A 16,877-nucleotide genomic window follows, 5' to 3' on the forward strand; every position below is an offset into this window, starting at 1 on the left:
TCTTTAGTGCAGGTTAAAAACGCAAGCATGAAAAAGCCCGCCGGAGCGGGCTTTTTGCATACAGGCTTTATTACTTGACGGCTTTAAGTCGCTGGTGCTGCAATCGCTCCATGCGAGCGCTTATGGCGGAGAATATGCCGTGAGCATCCAGCCCGCACCCCGTGAGTAGCTCCTCGTGCTTGCCGTGATCAATGAACGTATCCGGGAGCCCGAGTTGAAGCACCGGCATGGAAATTTCTTGCCCGTTCAGAAACTCCGTAACAGCGCTTCCTGCGCCGCCGGCAACGGCGTTCTCTTCCAGCGTGACCAGCAGTTCGTGCTGTTCTGCGAGTTCAAGAACCAAGGCCTCGTCCAGCGGTTTGACGAAACGCATGTCGGCCACTGTTGCTCCCAGCTTTTCGGCAGCGTCCAGAGCCGGAGTTAGCAGGGTGCCAAAGTTAAGAATGGCGATGCCACTGCCTTCACGAACCTTGCGTCCTTTGCCTATCTCCAGCGGGGTAAGTTCTTTCTGGATCTCCGCCCCGGGTCCGGTTCCTCTCGGATACCGAACGGCGGCTGGCCCCTCAAACAGCAGGCCGGTATGAAGCAGTTGACGCGTTTCGTTTTCATCAGACGGTGTCATCAGAACCATGTTCGGGATGCAGCGCAAATAGCTGATGTCAAAGGCCCCCGCGTGGGTAGGACCGTCTTCTCCAACCAGGCCCGCCCGATCAATAGCGAAAAGCACATCCAGATTCTGGATCGCGACATCGTGTATCAGCTGATCGTAGGCTCGCTGCAAGAATGTGGAGTAAATCGCAACTACGGGCTTTGCGCCGTCACAGGCCATGCCAGCTGCAAGCGTTACGGCATGTTGCTCAGCAATCGCAACATCGAAATAACGCTCCGGGAAGCGCTCGGAGAATGCCAGCAGGTCAGAGCCCTCGCACATGGCGGGGGTAATGCCGTTTACGCGCTCGTCCAGCTCCGCGGCGTCACACAGCCACTGCCCGAACACGTTGGCGTATTTTTGCCGGGTCGGGGCGGATTTAACCGGTTCCGGTTTGTTGGGAGGAACCGGTTCAATCTTGTTAATGGCGTGATAGCCGATGGGGTCCGCTTCGGCAGGCGCGAAGCCTTTTCCTTTTGTGGTCACCACGTGCAGGAACTGCGGGCCTTCCAGCTCGCGGATATTTTCCAGGGTCTCGACCAGCAAGGATAGGTCGTGTCCGTCGATGGGGCCTATGTAATTGAAGCCAAGCTCCTCAAACAGGGTGCCCGGCACAATCATGCCCTTGAAGTGCTCTTCGGTTTTCTTTGCCAAAGCCATCAAATGCGGCGCGCCCTGAAGGACCTTTTTGCTGCTATCTCGAACCTGGTTGTAGGTGCGGCTTGAAAGCAGTTTGGCGAAATAGTTGGACAGACCGCCGACATTGCGTGATATCGACATGTCGTTGTCGTTCAGGATAACCAGCATGTCGGCGTGCAGGTGGCCGGCGTGGTTCAGTGCTTCAAACGCTATACCTGCCGTCATGGCGCCATCACCGATAACGGCAATGCTCTGCCGACCGGTATTCTGCTGACGGGCGGCCACGGCCATGCCCAGAGCCGCGCTTATGGAGGTGCTGGAATGGCCCACACCAAAGGTATCGTACTCACTCTCAGCCCGCTTCGGGAAGCCGGCCAGGCCGTTCTTGCGCCGGATTCCGCCCATTTGTTCACGGCGGCCTGTGAGGATCTTGTGTGGGTAGGCCTGGTGGCCCACATCCCATACCAGGCGGTCTTCCGGTGTATTGAAAACATAGTGCAGCGCCACCGTGAGTTCGAGTACGCCAAGCCCCGCACCAAAATGGCCACCGGTTTGCCCGACTGACCACAGCAGGAATGCTCTCAGCTCCCTGGCAAACTGAACAAGCTGATCAGCCGGCAGTTCCCGCAATTGGGCGGGTAAGTCAACCCTGTCCAGCAACGGCGTATTTGGACGCTGCGACGGGATTTCTTTGAAAATATAAGTGTCCTGCATCTACTCGGGTCTTTTCCGGAAAGTTCGGTAACTGGCTGCCATTATAGGGGAACAAGGGGGCCTGTTTCACACTTGGAGTCATATGTTACGAAATTGTACTTGGCCAACAAAAGAAGGCTTAGTGCGTTCTTGCCACCACGTAATCCGCCATGGACCTTAGTGGGTCGGCTTCGGGCCCAAAGTCCCGCAGACTCTCAAGAGCACTGTTGAGCAATGACGAAAGGTGTTCCCGTGCGCCTTTAGGCCCCAAAAGGGCAGGGTAAGTCGGTTTTGCCCGGGCGACATCGGAACCTTGGGGTTTGCCAATAGTTTCTGTGTCGCCCTCAATGTCGAGGAGATCATCCTGAACCTGAAATGCCAGCCCAAGTGCTTTGGCATAGCGCGTCAGGGCATCCATAGCGGTTTCACTGACGTCGGGCGCGGTTAATGCGCCAATGCGCACGCTGGCTTCAATAAGGGCGCCGGTTTTATGCCTGTGCATGGTTTCGAGCTGCGCAAGGGTCAGGCTTTTGCCCACGGATTCCAGGTCGATCGCCTGGCCACCTACCATGCCGCTGTGCCCGCTTGCATGGGCCAGCTCCTGAATCATGGCGAGCCGCGCGGATATCTCTACGCCGGGAGCTTCGGCCAGCCACCCAAACGCTAGCGCCTGCAGGGCGTCGCCGGCCAGAATCGCCGTGGCTTCATCAAAGGCAATGTGCGCGGTTGGCCGGCCTCTGCGCAACTCGTCGTTATCCATCGCCGGGAGATCATCGTGAACAAGCGAATAAGCGTGGATCAGCTCCACAGCACAGGCTGGAACCAGCGCTGAATCCGGGCTTTGGCCCAAAGCGCCTGCAGCCGCAATAGCCAATGCAGGGCGGATACGCTTCCCCCCGCCCAACACGCTATAACGCATGGCGTCCTGAAGTTGTGCAGAGACAGAGCCGGATTTAATGCGGCGATCCAGTTCCGCGTCCACGCGACGGCGGCAGGTATCCAGAAAATCGATAGTAGACGGGGCCCCGTTTTGCATCAGTCGGCGTCATCCGGTGAAAATGGACGAGTTTCCAGTGCGCCATTGGGAGTGCCATCGTCGCTCTGCACCAGTTGCTCAACCCGTTGCTCGGCGCATTTGAGAGCTTGCTGGCATGCGCGGGTCAATTTAACACCACGCTCGAAGGCTGTTAGCGATTGCTCAAGGGACAATTCTCCCTGCTCCAGGTTACGTACCAGCGTTTCCAGTTCATCAAGAGATTTCTCAAAATCAGCAATGGAAGTGGCTTCTTGTTGACCTGCCATCGGCGGCCCTCCGATCGGGTGAACGAATTTTGCGGATTATATCAGAGGCAGAGCGCTATCGCTGCCAGTGGAACTCGCGGTGTTCCGCTGCCTCGCCGCCGGCTGCCCAGCTCTGTTCGGTAACATGGATTTCACCGGTGTGAGAAAGGCTGACCACCGTCGTGGCGCGGGTGCCATATTCGGGCCCGGTTATGAACGGAGACGAAAGAAACCGCTCGGTCTCACGATTTACGCCAGTATCCGGCAGCAGGTGATCCGGCGCTGTTGTCCTGTCTTGCAACAGTATGGCGAGATCGCTGTGCAGATCCGCAGCATCGCCAATTGCAGATTTTACAGTTTGGCCCACCGCTTCCCTGAGGCGTATCAGTTTTGGCCAGGGGGTCTGAAGCAAATGATTGCTCAGTCCATAAATGCCACGATGGATAGAACGCCCCGGATGGGCGTCACGGTTGCTGAAATACCAGCCAGCCGTCTCAGAGAGACTGACAAGGTTGAACCCCGCGTATTGGGCTGCTGTCTTGGCAAGGCTCTTCTGCAAGTGTGATTCAGATTCCGAGAGCGCCCGCAGGGGCAGCTCGCCACGACTTGTCTTGCCAGCTTCCGGGCTGCCCTCGCGAACATTTGTCACAGCGGCAACCCGGCCGTCCGGTGAAACTGCCAGCCAGGTTCCTCCGGATTGCAGATCCCTGCCGGAAAGCACCCGGTGGCCGGATTCTGTGGTCCACCAATCGAGAGGCGCTGTGGGTCTCCGATAAAATTCATCCCGGTTGGCGGCAACCACCATGGGGAATCGGGCGCTTTGGCCAAGGGAAAATGCAATCAGGCACATGCGAAATCAATCTCCGGGGCTAATGGGGGCAATCCTCAGTGGTGAAGTTGCCACGGCCGGTGTGTATCATACCAGCCTTGTTTTCCCGGATGTGTGAGCGACTATGTCCCTGTTGTCCGTATTTGCCATTTATATGGTGCTTGGAGCCTTTGCCGGCACCCTTGCCGGCCTGTTTGGCATTGGGGGTGGCCTTATTATTGTGCCGGTGCTGATTTTCAGCTTCGGGGCTCAAGGCTTCAGCCTTGAGATTGCTGCTCATATGGCCGTGGGAACCTCACTGGCGACCATCGTTTTCACATCCCTGAGCTCTATTCGTTCGCACCACGGTCACGGCGCTATCCGCTGGGATATTTTCCGGCCGATGGCCCTCGGCATCATAGTCGGCGCACTCATCGGCGCCTGGACAGCGGCACTTTTGAGTGGTGCAGCGCTGGAACTTATTATCGGACTGTTTGTCATTCTGGTGGGCCTCAAAATGTTGCTGGACGTAAATCCCTCGCCAGGCAGGAACGTTGCGGGTAAGACGGGACTTGCGACGGCCGGTGCAGGCATTGGCTGGGCCTCCGCAATTTTTGGTATAGGTGGCGGAACGCTCACCGTGCCCTATTTGAGCTGGAGCAACGTCCGGATGCAGCAGGCGGTAGGCACGTCTGCCGCGTGCGGGTTACCGATCGCGATTGCAGGCGCTCTTGGCAATGCCTGGACCGGGTGGGGTGAGCCGGCGTTGCCGGAATACAGCCTTGGCTTTATCTATTTTCCAGCCCTGATCGGGATCATTCTCACCAGCGTGCTGTTCGCGCGCGTCGGGGCCAATCTGGCACATCGGCTTAATGCCAAGGTGCTGAAACGCGTATTTGCCATCATGCTCTTGCTGGTTGGCCTTCGTTTTCTTTTGAGCTAAGAGGTTATTGATGCTTCAGCATCCACAGATAGATCCCGTTGCTATTGCCATCGGGCCACTCAAGATTTACTGGTACGGACTGACTTACCTGGTGGGCTTCGTCGCCGGCTGGTGGTTGGGGCGCCTGCGTTCCCGCAAACCCGGATCTCCGATTACCGAAGAGCAGATGGGCGACCTCCTCTTCTACCTCGCGCTCGGCGTTATTCTTGGCGGTCGTTTTGGCTATGTCATTTTCTACAACTTTGATGCTTTTCTGGCGGACCCTCTGTGGCTCCTGCGGGTATGGGAAGGCGGAATGTCCTTCCATGGCGGTCTGCTGGGCGTCATGTTTGCGATGTGGTGGTACGGACGCAAGATCGGAACAGGGTTCTGGCGCCTTGCCGATTTCGTGGCGCCTCTGGTGCCGGTAGGCCTTGGGGCAGGGCGAATTGGTAACTTCATCAACGGCGAACTCTGGGGCAAGCCCACGGATGTGCCCTGGGGCATGGTGTTCCGCCAAGCGCCAGATGCGCTGGCCCGGCATCCATCCCAGCTTTACCAGTTCGCCCTTGAAGGCGTGCTGTTTTTTATTATCCTCTGGTGGTTTTCCGCCAAGCCACGCCCAAGAATGGCGGTGTCCGGGCTCTTCCTGATTTGCTACGGCATCTTCCGCTTTTTGGTGGAATTCGTTCGCCAGCCGGATGCGCAGTTGGGCTACCTCGCTTTTGACTGGCTCACCATGGGGCAGGTGCTTTCCTTACCCATGCTTGTGGCCGGGTTGGCACTTATGTTTATTGCTTACCGGAGAAACGCGGAATGAAAGCCTATCTAGATCTGATGCGGGACGTAGTCGACAACGGGTACGACAAAGGCGACCGCACCGGCGTCGGCACCCGTTCTGTCTTTGGGCGCCAGATTCGCTTTGATCTCCAGAAGGGGTTTCCCCTGGTTACCACCAAAAAAGTACACCTGCGCAGCATTATCTATGAGCTGCTCTGGTTCCTGAAAGGCTCCACAGACAACAACTGGCTGAAAGAGCGCAAAGTCTCCATCTGGAACGAGTGGGCGCTGGAAAACGGTGACCTCGGGCCAATTTACGGCAAGCAATGGCGAAGCTGGGAGTGCCCGGACGGCCGGGTAGTGGACCAGATCAGCGAAGTGATCGATCAGATTCGAAAAAAACCAAACTCCCGCCGCCTGATCGTGTCGGCGTGGAACCCGGCCGAGCTTCCGGATGAATCTATTGGTCCTCAGGAAAATGCCGAGAAAGGCCTGATGGCACTGGCACCTTGCCACTGCCTGTTCCAGTTCTACGTGCTCGACGGCAAGCTCTCCTGTCAGCTTTATCAGCGAAGTGCGGATCTGTTCCTTGGCGTACCATTCAATATTGCATCCTATGCGCTGCTAACTCACATGATTGCACAGCAGTGTGACCTAGATGTTGGTGAGTTTGTGCATACCTTTGGTGATTGCCACCTGTACCAAAACCACCTGACAGACGACATTGTTTTTGAGCAGTTAAAGCGCGAGCCAAAAGCATTACCGAAACTCTCAATCAAGCGTAAGCCAAGCTCCATTTTTGAGTATGAGCTGGAAGACTTCGAATTCGAGGGCTACGACCCTTATCCTGGTATCAAAGCACCAATTGCCATCTAGAGTGGGCGGGCAAACACCTTAATTTGATCGCAAGGATGCGAAAACGGCTCTCCAAAAATGTGCGGAGCCATGGATGGCGGAGCCAAGCGTACACGGACGTATTCACAGCGGTTTTTGGAGAGCCGTTTTCGCATCCTTGCAGCCCCGAAGCCCGAAGCCCGAAGCAAAAAGCCACCGAGTCAAAGGAGCCAGCATGCGTAAAGCCCTCATAGTAGCCATGTCCCGAAACCGGGTAATCGGCAAAAATAACAACCTGCCCTGGTACCTGCCAGGCGACCTGAAGTACTTCAAACAAGCCACCATGGGCAAACCCATCATCATGGGCCGGAAAACCTGGGACTCTATTGGCAGACCACTGCCGGGCCGAATGAACGTAGTCATTTCCCGTGATGCAGACCGGGAAGCACCCGCAGGAACCGTTGGCGCCCAATCGCTGGAAGAGGCTCTGGTAAAAGCAGAAGCACAGGCCGAACTCGATGGTGGTGACGAAGTAATGATTATCGGGGGAGGGCAAATCTATACGGAAGCGCTACCCAAGGTAGATCGCATATACATCACTCAGGTGCACGCCGAGGTCGATGGCGATGCGTATTTTCCGGAAGTGAACTGGGATGAGTGGGAAGAAATCGGACGGGAGGATTTCTCCGCGTCCGATAACAATCCTTACGACTACAGCTTCGTCGTCTATCAGCGCTTGGCGTCTGACTGACGAGGCGGGCGCTTACCGGCCGGCTTGCCGCCTTTGCCCGGTGGTTTGCCACGGGCACCCGCGCCGCCAGGTCCACCACGTCCCTTGTAGCCACCTTTGGGCGGCCCTTTGCGGAACTCGCCAGGGCGACCGCCTTTACGATCACGGCGCGGAGGTGGAGTCGAAGATACTACTGGCAGGGCTTCCGGCTGCTCCAAAGGCAGCGAGCCAGGCTGCATGGCTTCCATCCAGCAGGCAAGAGCACCGGCAACCATGGCAATGTCCATTTCGTTGCGCTCAGCGATCTCATCCAGCAACGCCATCGACTTCGCGAGCTTTTTATCTTCTGCAAAGCCCAAAAGCTGGGTTTCAAACTGCTCTTCGCGCATTTTCTTCAGCTCAACAGGCGAAGGCAGTTCGTAAGCTCCCATGGGCGAGTTTGTGGCGCGTTCAAGAGTGCGCAACCAGCTCCGCTCACGGGGTGTTACCAGAAGAATGGCTTTCCCTTCGCGCCCTGCGCGGCCAGTACGTCCAATCCGGTGGATATAGGCTTCGGTGTCGTAGGGCACATCGTAGTTGATAACGTGCGTGATTCTCGGAACGTCCAGGCCGCGTGCTGCTACGTCTGTCGCAACGATAATGTCTTTCTTACCGCGCTTGAGGTCTTCAACGGTCTGTTCGCGTTGACGCTGGTTCAGGTCCCCGTTCAGGGGCGCCACCGCGTGTCCGCGGGCACTGAGTTTCTCAGCCAACAGTGTGGTTTCTGCCTTGGTGCGCACAAAAATAATGGCACCTTCGATAGGCTCCACTTCCAGAATGCGGGTCAGTGCATCCAGCTTGCGCTCTGCATAAACCGGCAGAACAAACTGGGCAATGCGCTCAACCGTGCGGGTTTCGCTCTCGATTTTTACTTCGACAGCATCGCGCAGGTAGGTTTGAGCTACCTTCTTGATCTGCGGTGGCATGGTCGCGGAGAAAAGCGCACGCTGACAGTTTTCCGGTGTTTTGGCGAGAATGGCCTCAACGTCATCAATGAAGCCCATGCGCAGCATCTCGTCAGCTTCGTCGAGCACCAGCGCCTTCAGATTGCCAAGTCTCAGCGTGCCTTTGCGAAGATGGTCGAGCATACGGCCAGGGGTACCAACAATAACCTGGGCTCCGCGCCTGAGGCCTTTGATCTGAGGATAAAAATCCTGGCCACCGTAGATAGGCAACACGTGGAAGTTACGGAATTTTGCGGCATAGGAAGTAAAGGCTTCCGCTACCTGGATGGCCAGCTCCCGTGTGGGTGCCAGAACCAGAATCTGTGGCTCGGTGACAGATGCGTCAATCCGGCTCAACAAAGGTAGTGCAAAGGCAGCGGTTTTACCCGTGCCGGTCTGGGCTACGCCCAGCAGATGTTTGCCAGCGAGCAGAGCGGGTATGCACTGGGCCTGGATGGGCGTCGGGGTTTCATAGCCAATAGCGGATACAGCTTCAAGTACGGCTGGATCAAGCCCCAGTTCGGCAAAGGACAATTCAGACATTGATTTACTCGGTATTCGGAAGGTAGAGCATTGCCGGGCAATGCATTATGTGGCGATATTATAACCGCTTTTTGCTCGGTTTAATACGTAAAATCTATTGTGACCTGTAGGTAGTTGCCGGGGCGGCTCCGTTGCATTGCTCGCGCCTTTTGTGCAATCTCCTGTTTCTGCTGATAGGTTGCTAACAGGAATGCACTATGACCTTTGATGAATTGATTGCCGCCGGCCGCGCCAGTAAAGAGTTGGTAATGCCCGCAACCTGGTCTCAGGGCCGCGCAACGTTTGGCGGTTTGGTGACAGCTCTGCTATTCGATCGGATGGAGCGATCGGTTGCTGAAAACAGGCCCGTGCGATCCATGCACGTGTCGTTTATTGGGCCGGTAGAGGCAGATGTTCCCGCTGTTTTCGGCGCACAGACTCTGCGCGAGGGCGGGTCAGTCAGTCAGGTAGAAGGGCGGATTATCCAGAACGGAGAGCCACGGCTAGTCTGTGTTGGCGCTTTTGCGGGCGATCGGGATTCAATTGTGCGCATTGACGGAGAGCCAGCTCCGGAGGTGAAGCCAGTGGATCAGTGTCAGGGGTTGCCGTTTATTGAAGGCGTGACCCCCGGTTTTATCGGTCATATAGACATGCGTTGGGCATACGGCAGCCTGCCCTTCAGCGGTGGAAGCGGCCGCGAAATGGGCGGCTGGATGCGGTTCCGGAAGGTGCCTGAGGTGCTTACAGATGCCCACATTGTGGCGCTGATTGATGCCTGGCCTGCGCCGGTTCTGCAGCACTTCAAAACCCGTGTGCCAGCCAGTTCGCTTTCCTGGGCGTTCGATATCATTCACCCAAGGCCGGCCCTGGAGGCCGATGACTGGCTGTTGTACAGGGCGACGATTGAGCAGGCAGGAGATGGCTATTGTCATTTCAATGCCAGGGTCTGGACCCCGCGAGGGGAATTACTGGCAATCAGCCGCCAAACAGCGACTGTATTCGGTTAATGGCTCCGGAAAGCCTCTCGGGACATGGCGGCTCAGGCCGCCATTTCTGCTTTTAGCACGTCAATAATGATCCGTGCAAAGTCTTCGGGGCAATCTTCCTGGAGGAAGTGCCCTCCACGCAGGGTAATGTGGGGCTGCCCGAGTGCACCTGGAATACGGCGCTGCATGTGGCGGTCCCCTCCGCGGGTTATAGGGTCGCCGCTACTGAAGCAGGTGATGAAAGGTTTGCGCCATTTTTCCAGGACTTTCCATGCGGCCTTGTTGGCACTGCTTGCCGGGTCTTCAGGTGACATGGGAACCAGCTTTGGGAATGCTCGTGCGCCTGCTTTGTATTCCGTTGAGGGGAAAGGCGCCTCGTAGGCCGCCAATTCGTGTTTGTTGAGTGTCCGCTCGGTGCCCAGTTGCACGATGCGGCCAACGGGAAACCAGGGGCTGTGCGTAGCAAACGCCTTCCATACGCTGAATGCCGCAGGCGCACGGGTTTCGCCGGTTGGCAGCATGCCATTGCCGACGATGATTCGTTGGAACCTGGCAGGAAGTTCAGCGGCAAGTCTCAGGCCCAGCAGCGAGCCCCAATTCTGGCATACCAGTGTGATATTTCTGAGGTCCAGAGCTTCCAGCCAGTGAGTCAGCCATGCCATATGGCGGTCATAACTGTAGTCGTCTACGTCTGCTGGTTTGTCAGACTTGCCAAAGCCTACAAGATCCGGTGCCAGTACTCGGTGGCCTGCATCAGCTACCAGAGGAATCATGTGACGGTAAAGGTATGACCAGGACGGCTCCCCGTGGAGCATGAGAACGGGAGATGCCTTAGTTGGGCCTTCGTCGACATAGTGCATCCGGAGGCCGGGCTCGACATCCAGATAATGTGGAATAAAAGGGTAGTCCGGGAGACCTTTGAAGCGGTCTTCATCCGTTCTCAGAATACGCATGCCATCGACTGTCCTGACTGATTGGTTGCGAGCTCAGGATAAGGCAGTTAACGATTTCATGTGTTTGAGTTGCGTAACAGAGCGTTGTGGCTTTGAATCAGGCGCTGTCAGGATCGATTAATGGCCGCCGGTTAGAGCGCTTGTCTTCCCAGCTCAAATCTTTAGGGTCATACCAGCCGATTGCGTTGAGCACCCTCTCGCGCGTCGTCACTGACAGCGTGGGCCAGAGCTCCTGAAAATCATCCATACCCTGTTCGCGAAAACGCTGTTGTTTGCTCTGCAGGCGATTAATAATACGCGGCAGTTGCAGCGCCTCGCCCAGCTGACCAGGCACCAGAACCTCCTGGCCCAGAACCTTTCGGCGATGGGTTCGGGAGGCCAGCACCCGGCGCAGTTCCGTCGCAGCATCCAGAGCAGTTTCCGTGGTAAAGATTTCCAGTTCCAATGCCATGACCTGTTTGATAGCTGACCAACAACGTTTCACTATAACCTGAAGCAGGCGCCAGTGGCCATTTGGTCGTGGTAGGCTAATGCGTGTCTGAACCTGACTGGGATACAACGGAACTATGTACGCAAAACTTGAGACACGAACCTTTCTTGCGATGTTGGTCGGGGTATCCCTGGCTTTCGTGCTTCTCATGAAGCCTTTTTTTGGGCCCATCTTCTGGGCCATTGCTATTGCGCTGATTTTTCATCCATTTCAGATGTTCCTGGTGCGGCGCCTCGGTGACCGGCCAAACGTGAATGCGCTGATTACGTTAACGGTTTGCATGTTGATTGTGGTGATTCCAGTGCTGGTGTTGGTGACCTCCCTTGCGGCTGAGGGACTGGGAATCTATCAGCAGATTCAGGACGGAGAAATAAAGCCTGGTGAGTATATTGATCAGGTAAACCAGTCGTTCCCGGCCATTCAGTCATTTCTGGCGCAGTTTGATGTCAGCTTCAGTGAAATTCGTGATCGTGTGGTCAGTCTTTTCGTGGGTGGTAGCCAGTTCCTGGCCAAGCAGGCCTTGGGTATAGGCCAGAACACTTTCCAGTTTTTCCTCGGGCTGGCGCTCATGGTTTACCTGGCCTTCTTCCTGCTGCGCGATGGCAGAAAGCTGATTGAGCTGTTGATTCGTGCACTGCCCCTGGGAGATGAGCGCGAACGATTGCTGTTTGCCAAGTTTGCAGAAGTAACCCGTGCAACCGTCAAAGGCAACCTGCTGATAGCCATCATTCAGGGTGCTTTGGGGGGCATTATTTTCTGGATTCTGGGTATCGGTGGAGCCCTACTGTGGGGTGTGGTCATGGCCATATTCTCGCTGCTGCCTGCGGTGGGTGCCGCGCTGGTTTGGGTGCCAGCGGCGATTTATCTGGCCGCCGTGGGTGATGTCGCTGAGTCCATAGTGCTTACGATATTCGGAGTGGTCGTGATAGGGCTTGCCGATAATATTTTACGGCCGATTCTGGTCGGGCGGGATACAAAGCTTCCTGACTACATTGTGCTGCTTTCCACTTTGGGCGGCCTCGCCATGTTTGGCATTAACGGTTTTGTGATGGGCCCGCTGGTCGCCGCACTGTTCATGGCGTTCTGGGGGATCTTCATCCGGGAATTCAGTGAGGAGTCTCAGAGGGTCTGACGTCAAAGCTGTGATGTCGGTTAAGGCGACATGAGACAAAAGTATGTTAGGATTTTGTCGGTTAGCCCCAGCCTGTGGAGATTGGCACCACATAACAAGAAAGAAACGGATATCGCTTGGATATCAGGAGTGAAGCAGGTGAGTATCATGAAAAACGCGACCGCCCGAATGGGCCGCTTTGCGCTTGCAGCAGGTGCAGCAGCAGTGTTGGGTTTTGCGCCCACAGCGTTTGCCGATGAAACGGTTGCGCTGAAAAATGCCTTATATGGCGCCGGGTACGATATCAAGAATGTCAGCTCCAGAATGGATGATGCCACCCGTGCAGAGCTGTCCCGCTTCCAGAAGGACAACGGGCTTCAGGCAAACGGGATTCTGGATGAGGCAACCAAAAAAGCGCTGGGCATGATCAGTGTACGGGTTGCGGCGGCCGCGACGGCCTCCAAGCCGGTAGCGTCTCAGCCGGCAACGGCCAGCAACCCCGAGCCGGTCGAAGAAGACGCCATTGAGGAAGAAGACGACGGTGGCTGGTCCCTGTTCTGATTAGGGTGTCCTTCCCGGTTTTGCGCAGCTGTCCAGCACGCATTACAAAAAAGCCCGCACAGATTGCCTGCGCGGGCTTTTTTGTACCACAACCCGAATCAGCCGAGCTTCTCCAGATCCCTTACGGCACCTTTGTCAGCGCTGGTTGCCAGCAGGGCATAGGCTTTCAGCGCAGCCGATACTGCACGCGCTCTGGGCAGCTCGGGTTTCCAGCCTTTCGCGTCCCGGGCTTCGCGGCGACGATCGAGCTCCTGTTGATCCAGCTGTACATTGATGGATCGCCGGGGGATATCGATAAGGATCGGATCACCGTTTTCGATGAGTCCGATCGCGCCACCGGCTGCAGCTTCAGGTGAAGCGTGACCAATCGAGAGCCCTGAGGTTCCGCCAGAAAAGCGCCCGTCGGTGAGCAGTGCGCAGGCTGCGCCCAATCCTTTGGATTTGAGATAGCTGGTGGGGTAAAGCATTTCCTGCATGCCAGGGCCACCCTTGGGGCCTTCGTAGCGGATAATCACCACGTCGCCGGGCTTGACCTGGTCATCCAGAATGCCGGCTACAGCAGCATCCTGGCTTTCAAATACCTTAGCCTTGCCTTCAAATACGAAAATGCTTTCATCCACGCCAGCGGTTTTTACCACACAGCCGTCAACAGCGATGTTGCCATACAGAACCGCAAGGCCGCCCTCGGCGCTGTAGGCGTGCTCTGCAGAGCGGATACAGCCTGTCTGACGGTCGCCGTCCAGGCTTGGCCAGCGGGTGCTCTGGCTAAAGGCTGTTTGGGTGGGGATGCCCGCAGGCCCGGCTTTATAGAACTCAACAACCTCTGGGGTCGGAGAGCGCATGATGTCCCAGGTTTCCAGAGCTTCCTTCATGGTTTTGCTGTGTACCGTGGGCAGATCGGTATTGATCAGGCCGCCACGTTCCAGCTCTCCCATGATGCCCATAATGCCGCCGGCGCGATGCACGTCTTCCATGTGATACTTGGGAGAATTCGGGGCCACTTTGCACAACTGGGGTACGCGGCGGGAAAGCTGGTCAATCTCGTTCAGAGTGAATGGAACCCCGCCTTCCTGAGCGGCTGCCAACAAATGAAGAATGGTATTAGTGGACCCGCCCATGGCGATATCCATAATCATCGCGTTTTCAAATGCCTCCATGGAGGCGATGCTCCGGGGCAGAACACTGGCGTCGTCCTGTTCGTAATAACGTTTTGCATTCGCCACAATCTGGCGACCGGCTTTGAGGAACAGTTGCTCCCGGTCGGCGTGTGTCGCCAGCATGGAGCCGTTGCCCGGGAGCGCAAGGCCTATGGCTTCGGCCAGACAGTTCATGGAATTGGCGGTAAACATGCCGGAGCAGGAGCCACAGGTTGGGCAGGCGCTGCGCTCGTATTCCGCAACCATTTCGTCATCGGCAGTCGGATCTGCGGCAATGACCATGGCATCGACCAGATCCAGTTTGTGTTCTGAAAGCTTGGTTTTGCCGGCTTCCATAGGGCCGCCGGAAACGAAAATAGCGGGAATGTTCAGGCGCATTGCGGCCATCAGCATGCCAGGTGTAATTTTGTCGCAGTTGGAGATGCAAACCATCGCGTCGGCGCAGTGGGCATTCACCATATACTCGACAGAATCAGCAATGAGTTCCCGGGAGGGCAGGGAGTAGAGCATGCCGTCGTGGCCCATGGCGATGCCGTCATCCACTGCGATGGTGTTGAATTCCTTGGCAACCCCGCCGGCTGCCTCGATTTCGCGGCATACCAGCTGCCCGAGATCCTTGAGGTGGACGTGTCCGGGGACAAACTGGGTGAAGGAGTTAACAACGGCAATAATCGGCTTGCCGAAATCACCGTCTTTCATGCCGGTGGCGCGCCAGAGGGCGCGGGCGCCGGCCATATTACGGCCTGCGGTGGAAGTCCGCGAACGATACTGAGGCATGGTGCTCTGGTCTCTCTGTAGGAATACTCGGTGATAGCTTTGATTAAATGACAAAGTCTACCAGATTAGACTCCCGGCGCATGGTTGTTTTACTGCTCCATGGTTACAATGATTAACAGATACCACAAATCAATTCCCCGCCTTGAGCTTACTTAGGAGATTGCCTATGGCTAGCCAGGAAAGCCTGCCGCTACGTCGTCTGAAAGAGTTTCAGCCATTGAACCGGCTGACCGATGACCAGTTGGTATTGCTAGCCAGTCGTGCCGAGCGCAGATCTCATGGCCCGGGCCAACGGGTGTTGGAACGCGGTGTGCGTGATGGTCTGGACTATTTCCTGGTAACCGGGAAGGTCGAGCTCGAATCCGTTGATGGGCGCAAAACAGTTATTGAAGCCGAAACCGATAAGGCCCTGAACCCCATCGCCAGGCTACAGCCTCGAATGTACGAAGTGACAGCGGTAAAGCCGTGTGAGTTTCTGGTGGTAGAACAGGATGTTCTCAATCAGCTTCTTCGGGCAGCCCCGGTTGCACAGGTAGAGATGGACTCAGGCGAAAGCCACGACGGCGGTGAGAGCGAAGAACACCACCTCCTGATGGAGTTCTATGCTGAACTCCGCTCGAACCAGCTCAAGCTGCCCAGTGTTCCCGACGTAGCCTGGAAAGTGCGGCGCATGGTGGATCGGGACGATACGACCGCCGATCAGGTGGCCAGCGCTGTGTCGGCCGACCCGGCTATGGCAGCCAAGTTGGTGCGGGCCTGTAATAGCCCGCTATACCGTGGTTTCAGCGATGTGCGCAATGTTCGTGAATCGGTTATTCGGCTGGGTATGAGGACGACTCGCCAGCTTGTCACCGTGTTCTCCATGCGGGAAGTGTTCAAAAGCCGACACCCGTCGCTGCAGCAGGAAATAGAAAAACTCTGGCGACATTCTCGCGAAGTGGCAGCGCTTTGCTGGGTGCTGGCGGACCACGCTACCCGTCTGAACCCGGAGGAAGCATTGCTGGCGGGCCTGCTTCATGACATAGGCGTAGTTCCGATTCTGGTGCAAGCCGAACACCACGTAAACCTGTTTGCCGACGACACAAATCTACAGAATGCCATCAGTGAACTCCGGGCTGATGTTGGTACCGCGGTCCTGGAAAGCTGGTCGTTCCCGCCATCGTTTGTTGATGCCGTCCGACACGCAGAAGACTGGGATTATGAAAGCAGGGAGCCGGAACCGCAGCTGGTGGACGTCGTGATTGTTGCGCAACTTCACGCCATGATTGGCTCCAGCCAGAATGAAGGTTTGCCATCATTCGATGAGGTGCCGGCCTATCGCAGGCTTGGTAACCTTGAGCTCAATGCCTCACGTAGTCTGGAGCTTCTGACAGAAGCACGGGCGCGGGTGGATGAAGTTCAACAGTTGCTGTCCACTCGATGAAGGTTCCGGTCTTTCCGCTCAATTCGATTGTATTGCCCGGCGGCAGGATACCACTGCAGCTGTTCGAGCCACGCTACATTGATATGTTGACCCGTTGCCTGAAGAGTGATGAGGGATTTGTTATAACCTTATTGCGTGATGGCGCGGAGGCTGGTCGGGTGGCGTCTTTTTACGAGACCGGCACATACGTGCGCATTATTGATTTTCAGCAACTGGAAAACGGGCTGCTGGGAATTACCGTGGAAGGCGAAGCCAAAGTGGCCATTGTCCGCTCCTGGCAGCAGGATGACGGTTTGAATCTCTGTGAGATGGAGTTTCTTTCGGCAGAAGCTCCTGACAGCATTCCTGTCGCTTTTCATGAGCTGCCATCGGTTTTGCGTGCGCTTTTCCGACACCCGATTATCCGGGACCTGGGGATGAGCGTGAATTATGAGGATGCCCGGGATGTCGGCTGGCGGCTGACTGAACTGCTACCCCTGGACAAACAGGAAAAGCAGCACCTTGTCGAGATGCAGGATCCTTTGGAGCGGTTGAACCGCTTGCAGGGATTGCTTGAGGCTCTCGAAGAGGGTTGATGG

General features: G+C 56.3%; 17 protein-coding genes. 9 read left to right on the forward strand and 8 right to left on the reverse strand.

The genetic code is table 11. The features are described from left to right. Nucleotides 1–70 precede the first annotated feature (70 nt). The 4 genes from dxs to FFI90_RS19700 form a co-directional block, all read right to left on the reverse strand. Nucleotides 71–2,002: a 1-deoxy-D-xylulose-5-phosphate synthase gene (dxs, locus tag FFI90_RS19685; protein ID WP_144780465.1), complete on the reverse strand. Its 1,932-nt coding sequence runs from the start codon at nt 2,000–2,002 to the stop codon at nt 71–73. Nucleotides 2,003–2,120: 118 nt separating this feature from the next. Further along, nucleotides 2,121–3,017, reverse strand: a complete 897-nt coding sequence (ispA, locus tag FFI90_RS19690; protein WP_144780466.1) for a (2E,6E)-farnesyl diphosphate synthase — start codon at nt 3,015–3,017, stop codon at nt 2,121–2,123. Next, the gene (locus tag FFI90_RS19695; RefSeq protein ID WP_144780467.1) at nt 3,017–3,283 is read right to left on the reverse strand and encodes an exodeoxyribonuclease VII small subunit; all 267 of its coding nucleotides are present in this window, start codon (nt 3,281–3,283) and stop codon (nt 3,017–3,019) included. The genes ispA and FFI90_RS19695 overlap by 1 nt, the downstream gene beginning before the upstream one ends. Nucleotides 3,284–3,338: 55 nt before the next feature. Continuing rightward, the gene (locus FFI90_RS19700) at nt 3,339–4,112 is read right to left on the reverse strand and encodes an NRDE family protein (RefSeq protein WP_144780468.1); all 774 of its coding nucleotides are present in this window, start codon (nt 4,110–4,112) and stop codon (nt 3,339–3,341) included. Between the two features lie 103 nt (nt 4,113–4,215). Here FFI90_RS19700 and FFI90_RS19705 point away from each other — a divergent pair, with 103 nt between their 5' ends. The 4 genes from FFI90_RS19705 to FFI90_RS19720 all read left to right on the forward strand — a co-directional run bounded on the left by FFI90_RS19705 (nt 4,216) and on the right by FFI90_RS19720 (nt 7,357). Further along, nucleotides 4,216–5,013, forward strand: a complete 798-nt coding sequence (locus tag FFI90_RS19705) for a sulfite exporter TauE/SafE family protein (RefSeq protein WP_144780469.1) — start codon at nt 4,216–4,218, stop codon at nt 5,011–5,013. A gap of 10 nt (nt 5,014–5,023) precedes the next feature. After that, nucleotides 5,024–5,812: a prolipoprotein diacylglyceryl transferase gene (lgt, locus tag FFI90_RS19710; RefSeq protein WP_144780470.1), complete on the forward strand. Its 789-nt coding sequence runs from the start codon at nt 5,024–5,026 to the stop codon at nt 5,810–5,812. Next, nucleotides 5,809–6,648: a thymidylate synthase gene (locus FFI90_RS19715; protein WP_144780471.1), complete on the forward strand. Its 840-nt coding sequence runs from the start codon at nt 5,809–5,811 to the stop codon at nt 6,646–6,648. The genes lgt and FFI90_RS19715 overlap by 4 nt, the downstream gene beginning before the upstream one ends. 193 nt (nt 6,649–6,841) lie before the next feature. Further along, nucleotides 6,842–7,357: a dihydrofolate reductase gene (locus FFI90_RS19720; protein WP_144780472.1), complete on the forward strand. Its 516-nt coding sequence runs from the start codon at nt 6,842–6,844 to the stop codon at nt 7,355–7,357. Here FFI90_RS19720 and FFI90_RS19725 read toward each other — a convergent pair. Then, complete coding sequence (locus FFI90_RS19725; protein WP_144780473.1) at nt 7,336–8,862, reverse strand: DEAD/DEAH box helicase; 1,527 nt, start codon at nt 8,860–8,862, stop codon at nt 7,336–7,338. The two genes, FFI90_RS19720 and FFI90_RS19725, sit on opposite strands and share 22 nt — an antisense overlap. A gap of 197 nt (nt 8,863–9,059) precedes the next feature. Here FFI90_RS19725 and FFI90_RS19730 point away from each other — a divergent pair, with 197 nt between their 5' ends. Then, on the forward strand, nt 9,060–9,848 hold the full coding sequence (locus tag FFI90_RS19730) for an acyl-CoA thioesterase (RefSeq protein WP_144780474.1): 789 nt from the start codon (nt 9,060–9,062) through the stop codon (nt 9,846–9,848). A gap of 32 nt (nt 9,849–9,880) precedes the next feature. Here the strand turns inward: FFI90_RS19730 and FFI90_RS19735 are convergent, their stop codons facing one another. After that, nucleotides 9,881–10,780, reverse strand: coding sequence for a haloalkane dehalogenase (locus FFI90_RS19735; protein ID WP_144780475.1), 900 nt, complete (start codon nt 10,778–10,780; stop codon nt 9,881–9,883). A gap of 97 nt (nt 10,781–10,877) precedes the next feature. Then, the gene (locus FFI90_RS19740; RefSeq protein ID WP_144780476.1) at nt 10,878–11,231 is read right to left on the reverse strand and encodes a hypothetical protein; all 354 of its coding nucleotides are present in this window, start codon (nt 11,229–11,231) and stop codon (nt 10,878–10,880) included. A 115-nt stretch (nt 11,232–11,346) separates the two neighbouring features. Here FFI90_RS19740 and FFI90_RS19745 point away from each other — a divergent pair, with 115 nt between their 5' ends. Both FFI90_RS19745 and FFI90_RS19750 read left to right on the forward strand, forming a co-directional pair. Further along, entirely contained in the window at nt 11,347–12,402 is a 1,056-nt protein-coding gene (locus FFI90_RS19745) for an AI-2E family transporter (RefSeq protein WP_144780477.1), read from the forward strand. Nucleotides 12,403–12,549: 147 nt separating this feature from the next. Continuing rightward, nucleotides 12,550–12,942, forward strand: a complete 393-nt coding sequence (locus FFI90_RS19750) for a peptidoglycan-binding domain-containing protein (protein WP_144780478.1) — start codon at nt 12,550–12,552, stop codon at nt 12,940–12,942. A 98-nt stretch (nt 12,943–13,040) separates the two neighbouring features. Here FFI90_RS19750 and ilvD read toward each other — a convergent pair whose 3' ends face one another. After that, nucleotides 13,041–14,876 carry a dihydroxy-acid dehydratase gene (gene ilvD / locus FFI90_RS19755; RefSeq protein ID WP_144780479.1) on the reverse strand — a complete coding sequence of 612 codons (1,836 nt, stop codon included), beginning with the start codon at nt 14,874–14,876 and terminating at the stop codon, nt 13,041–13,043. Nucleotides 14,877–15,042: 166 nt separating this feature from the next. On the opposite strand from ilvD, the gene FFI90_RS19760 reads away from it, so the two are divergent. Beyond that, the gene (locus tag FFI90_RS19760) at nt 15,043–16,299 is read left to right on the forward strand and encodes an HDOD domain-containing protein (protein WP_144780480.1); all 1,257 of its coding nucleotides are present in this window, start codon (nt 15,043–15,045) and stop codon (nt 16,297–16,299) included. Beyond that, nucleotides 16,296–16,874 (forward strand): LON peptidase substrate-binding domain-containing protein, encoded by a 579-nt coding sequence (locus FFI90_RS19765; protein WP_144780481.1) that lies wholly within the window; start codon nt 16,296–16,298, stop codon nt 16,872–16,874. The genes FFI90_RS19760 and FFI90_RS19765 overlap by 4 nt, the downstream gene beginning before the upstream one ends. Nucleotides 16,875–16,877: the final 3 nt, after the last annotated feature.

Origin of the sequence: Marinobacter maritimus, assembly GCF_007671675.1 — a bacterium.
Taxonomy (GTDB): Bacteria; Pseudomonadota; Gammaproteobacteria; order Pseudomonadales; family Oleiphilaceae; genus Marinobacter; species Marinobacter maritimus.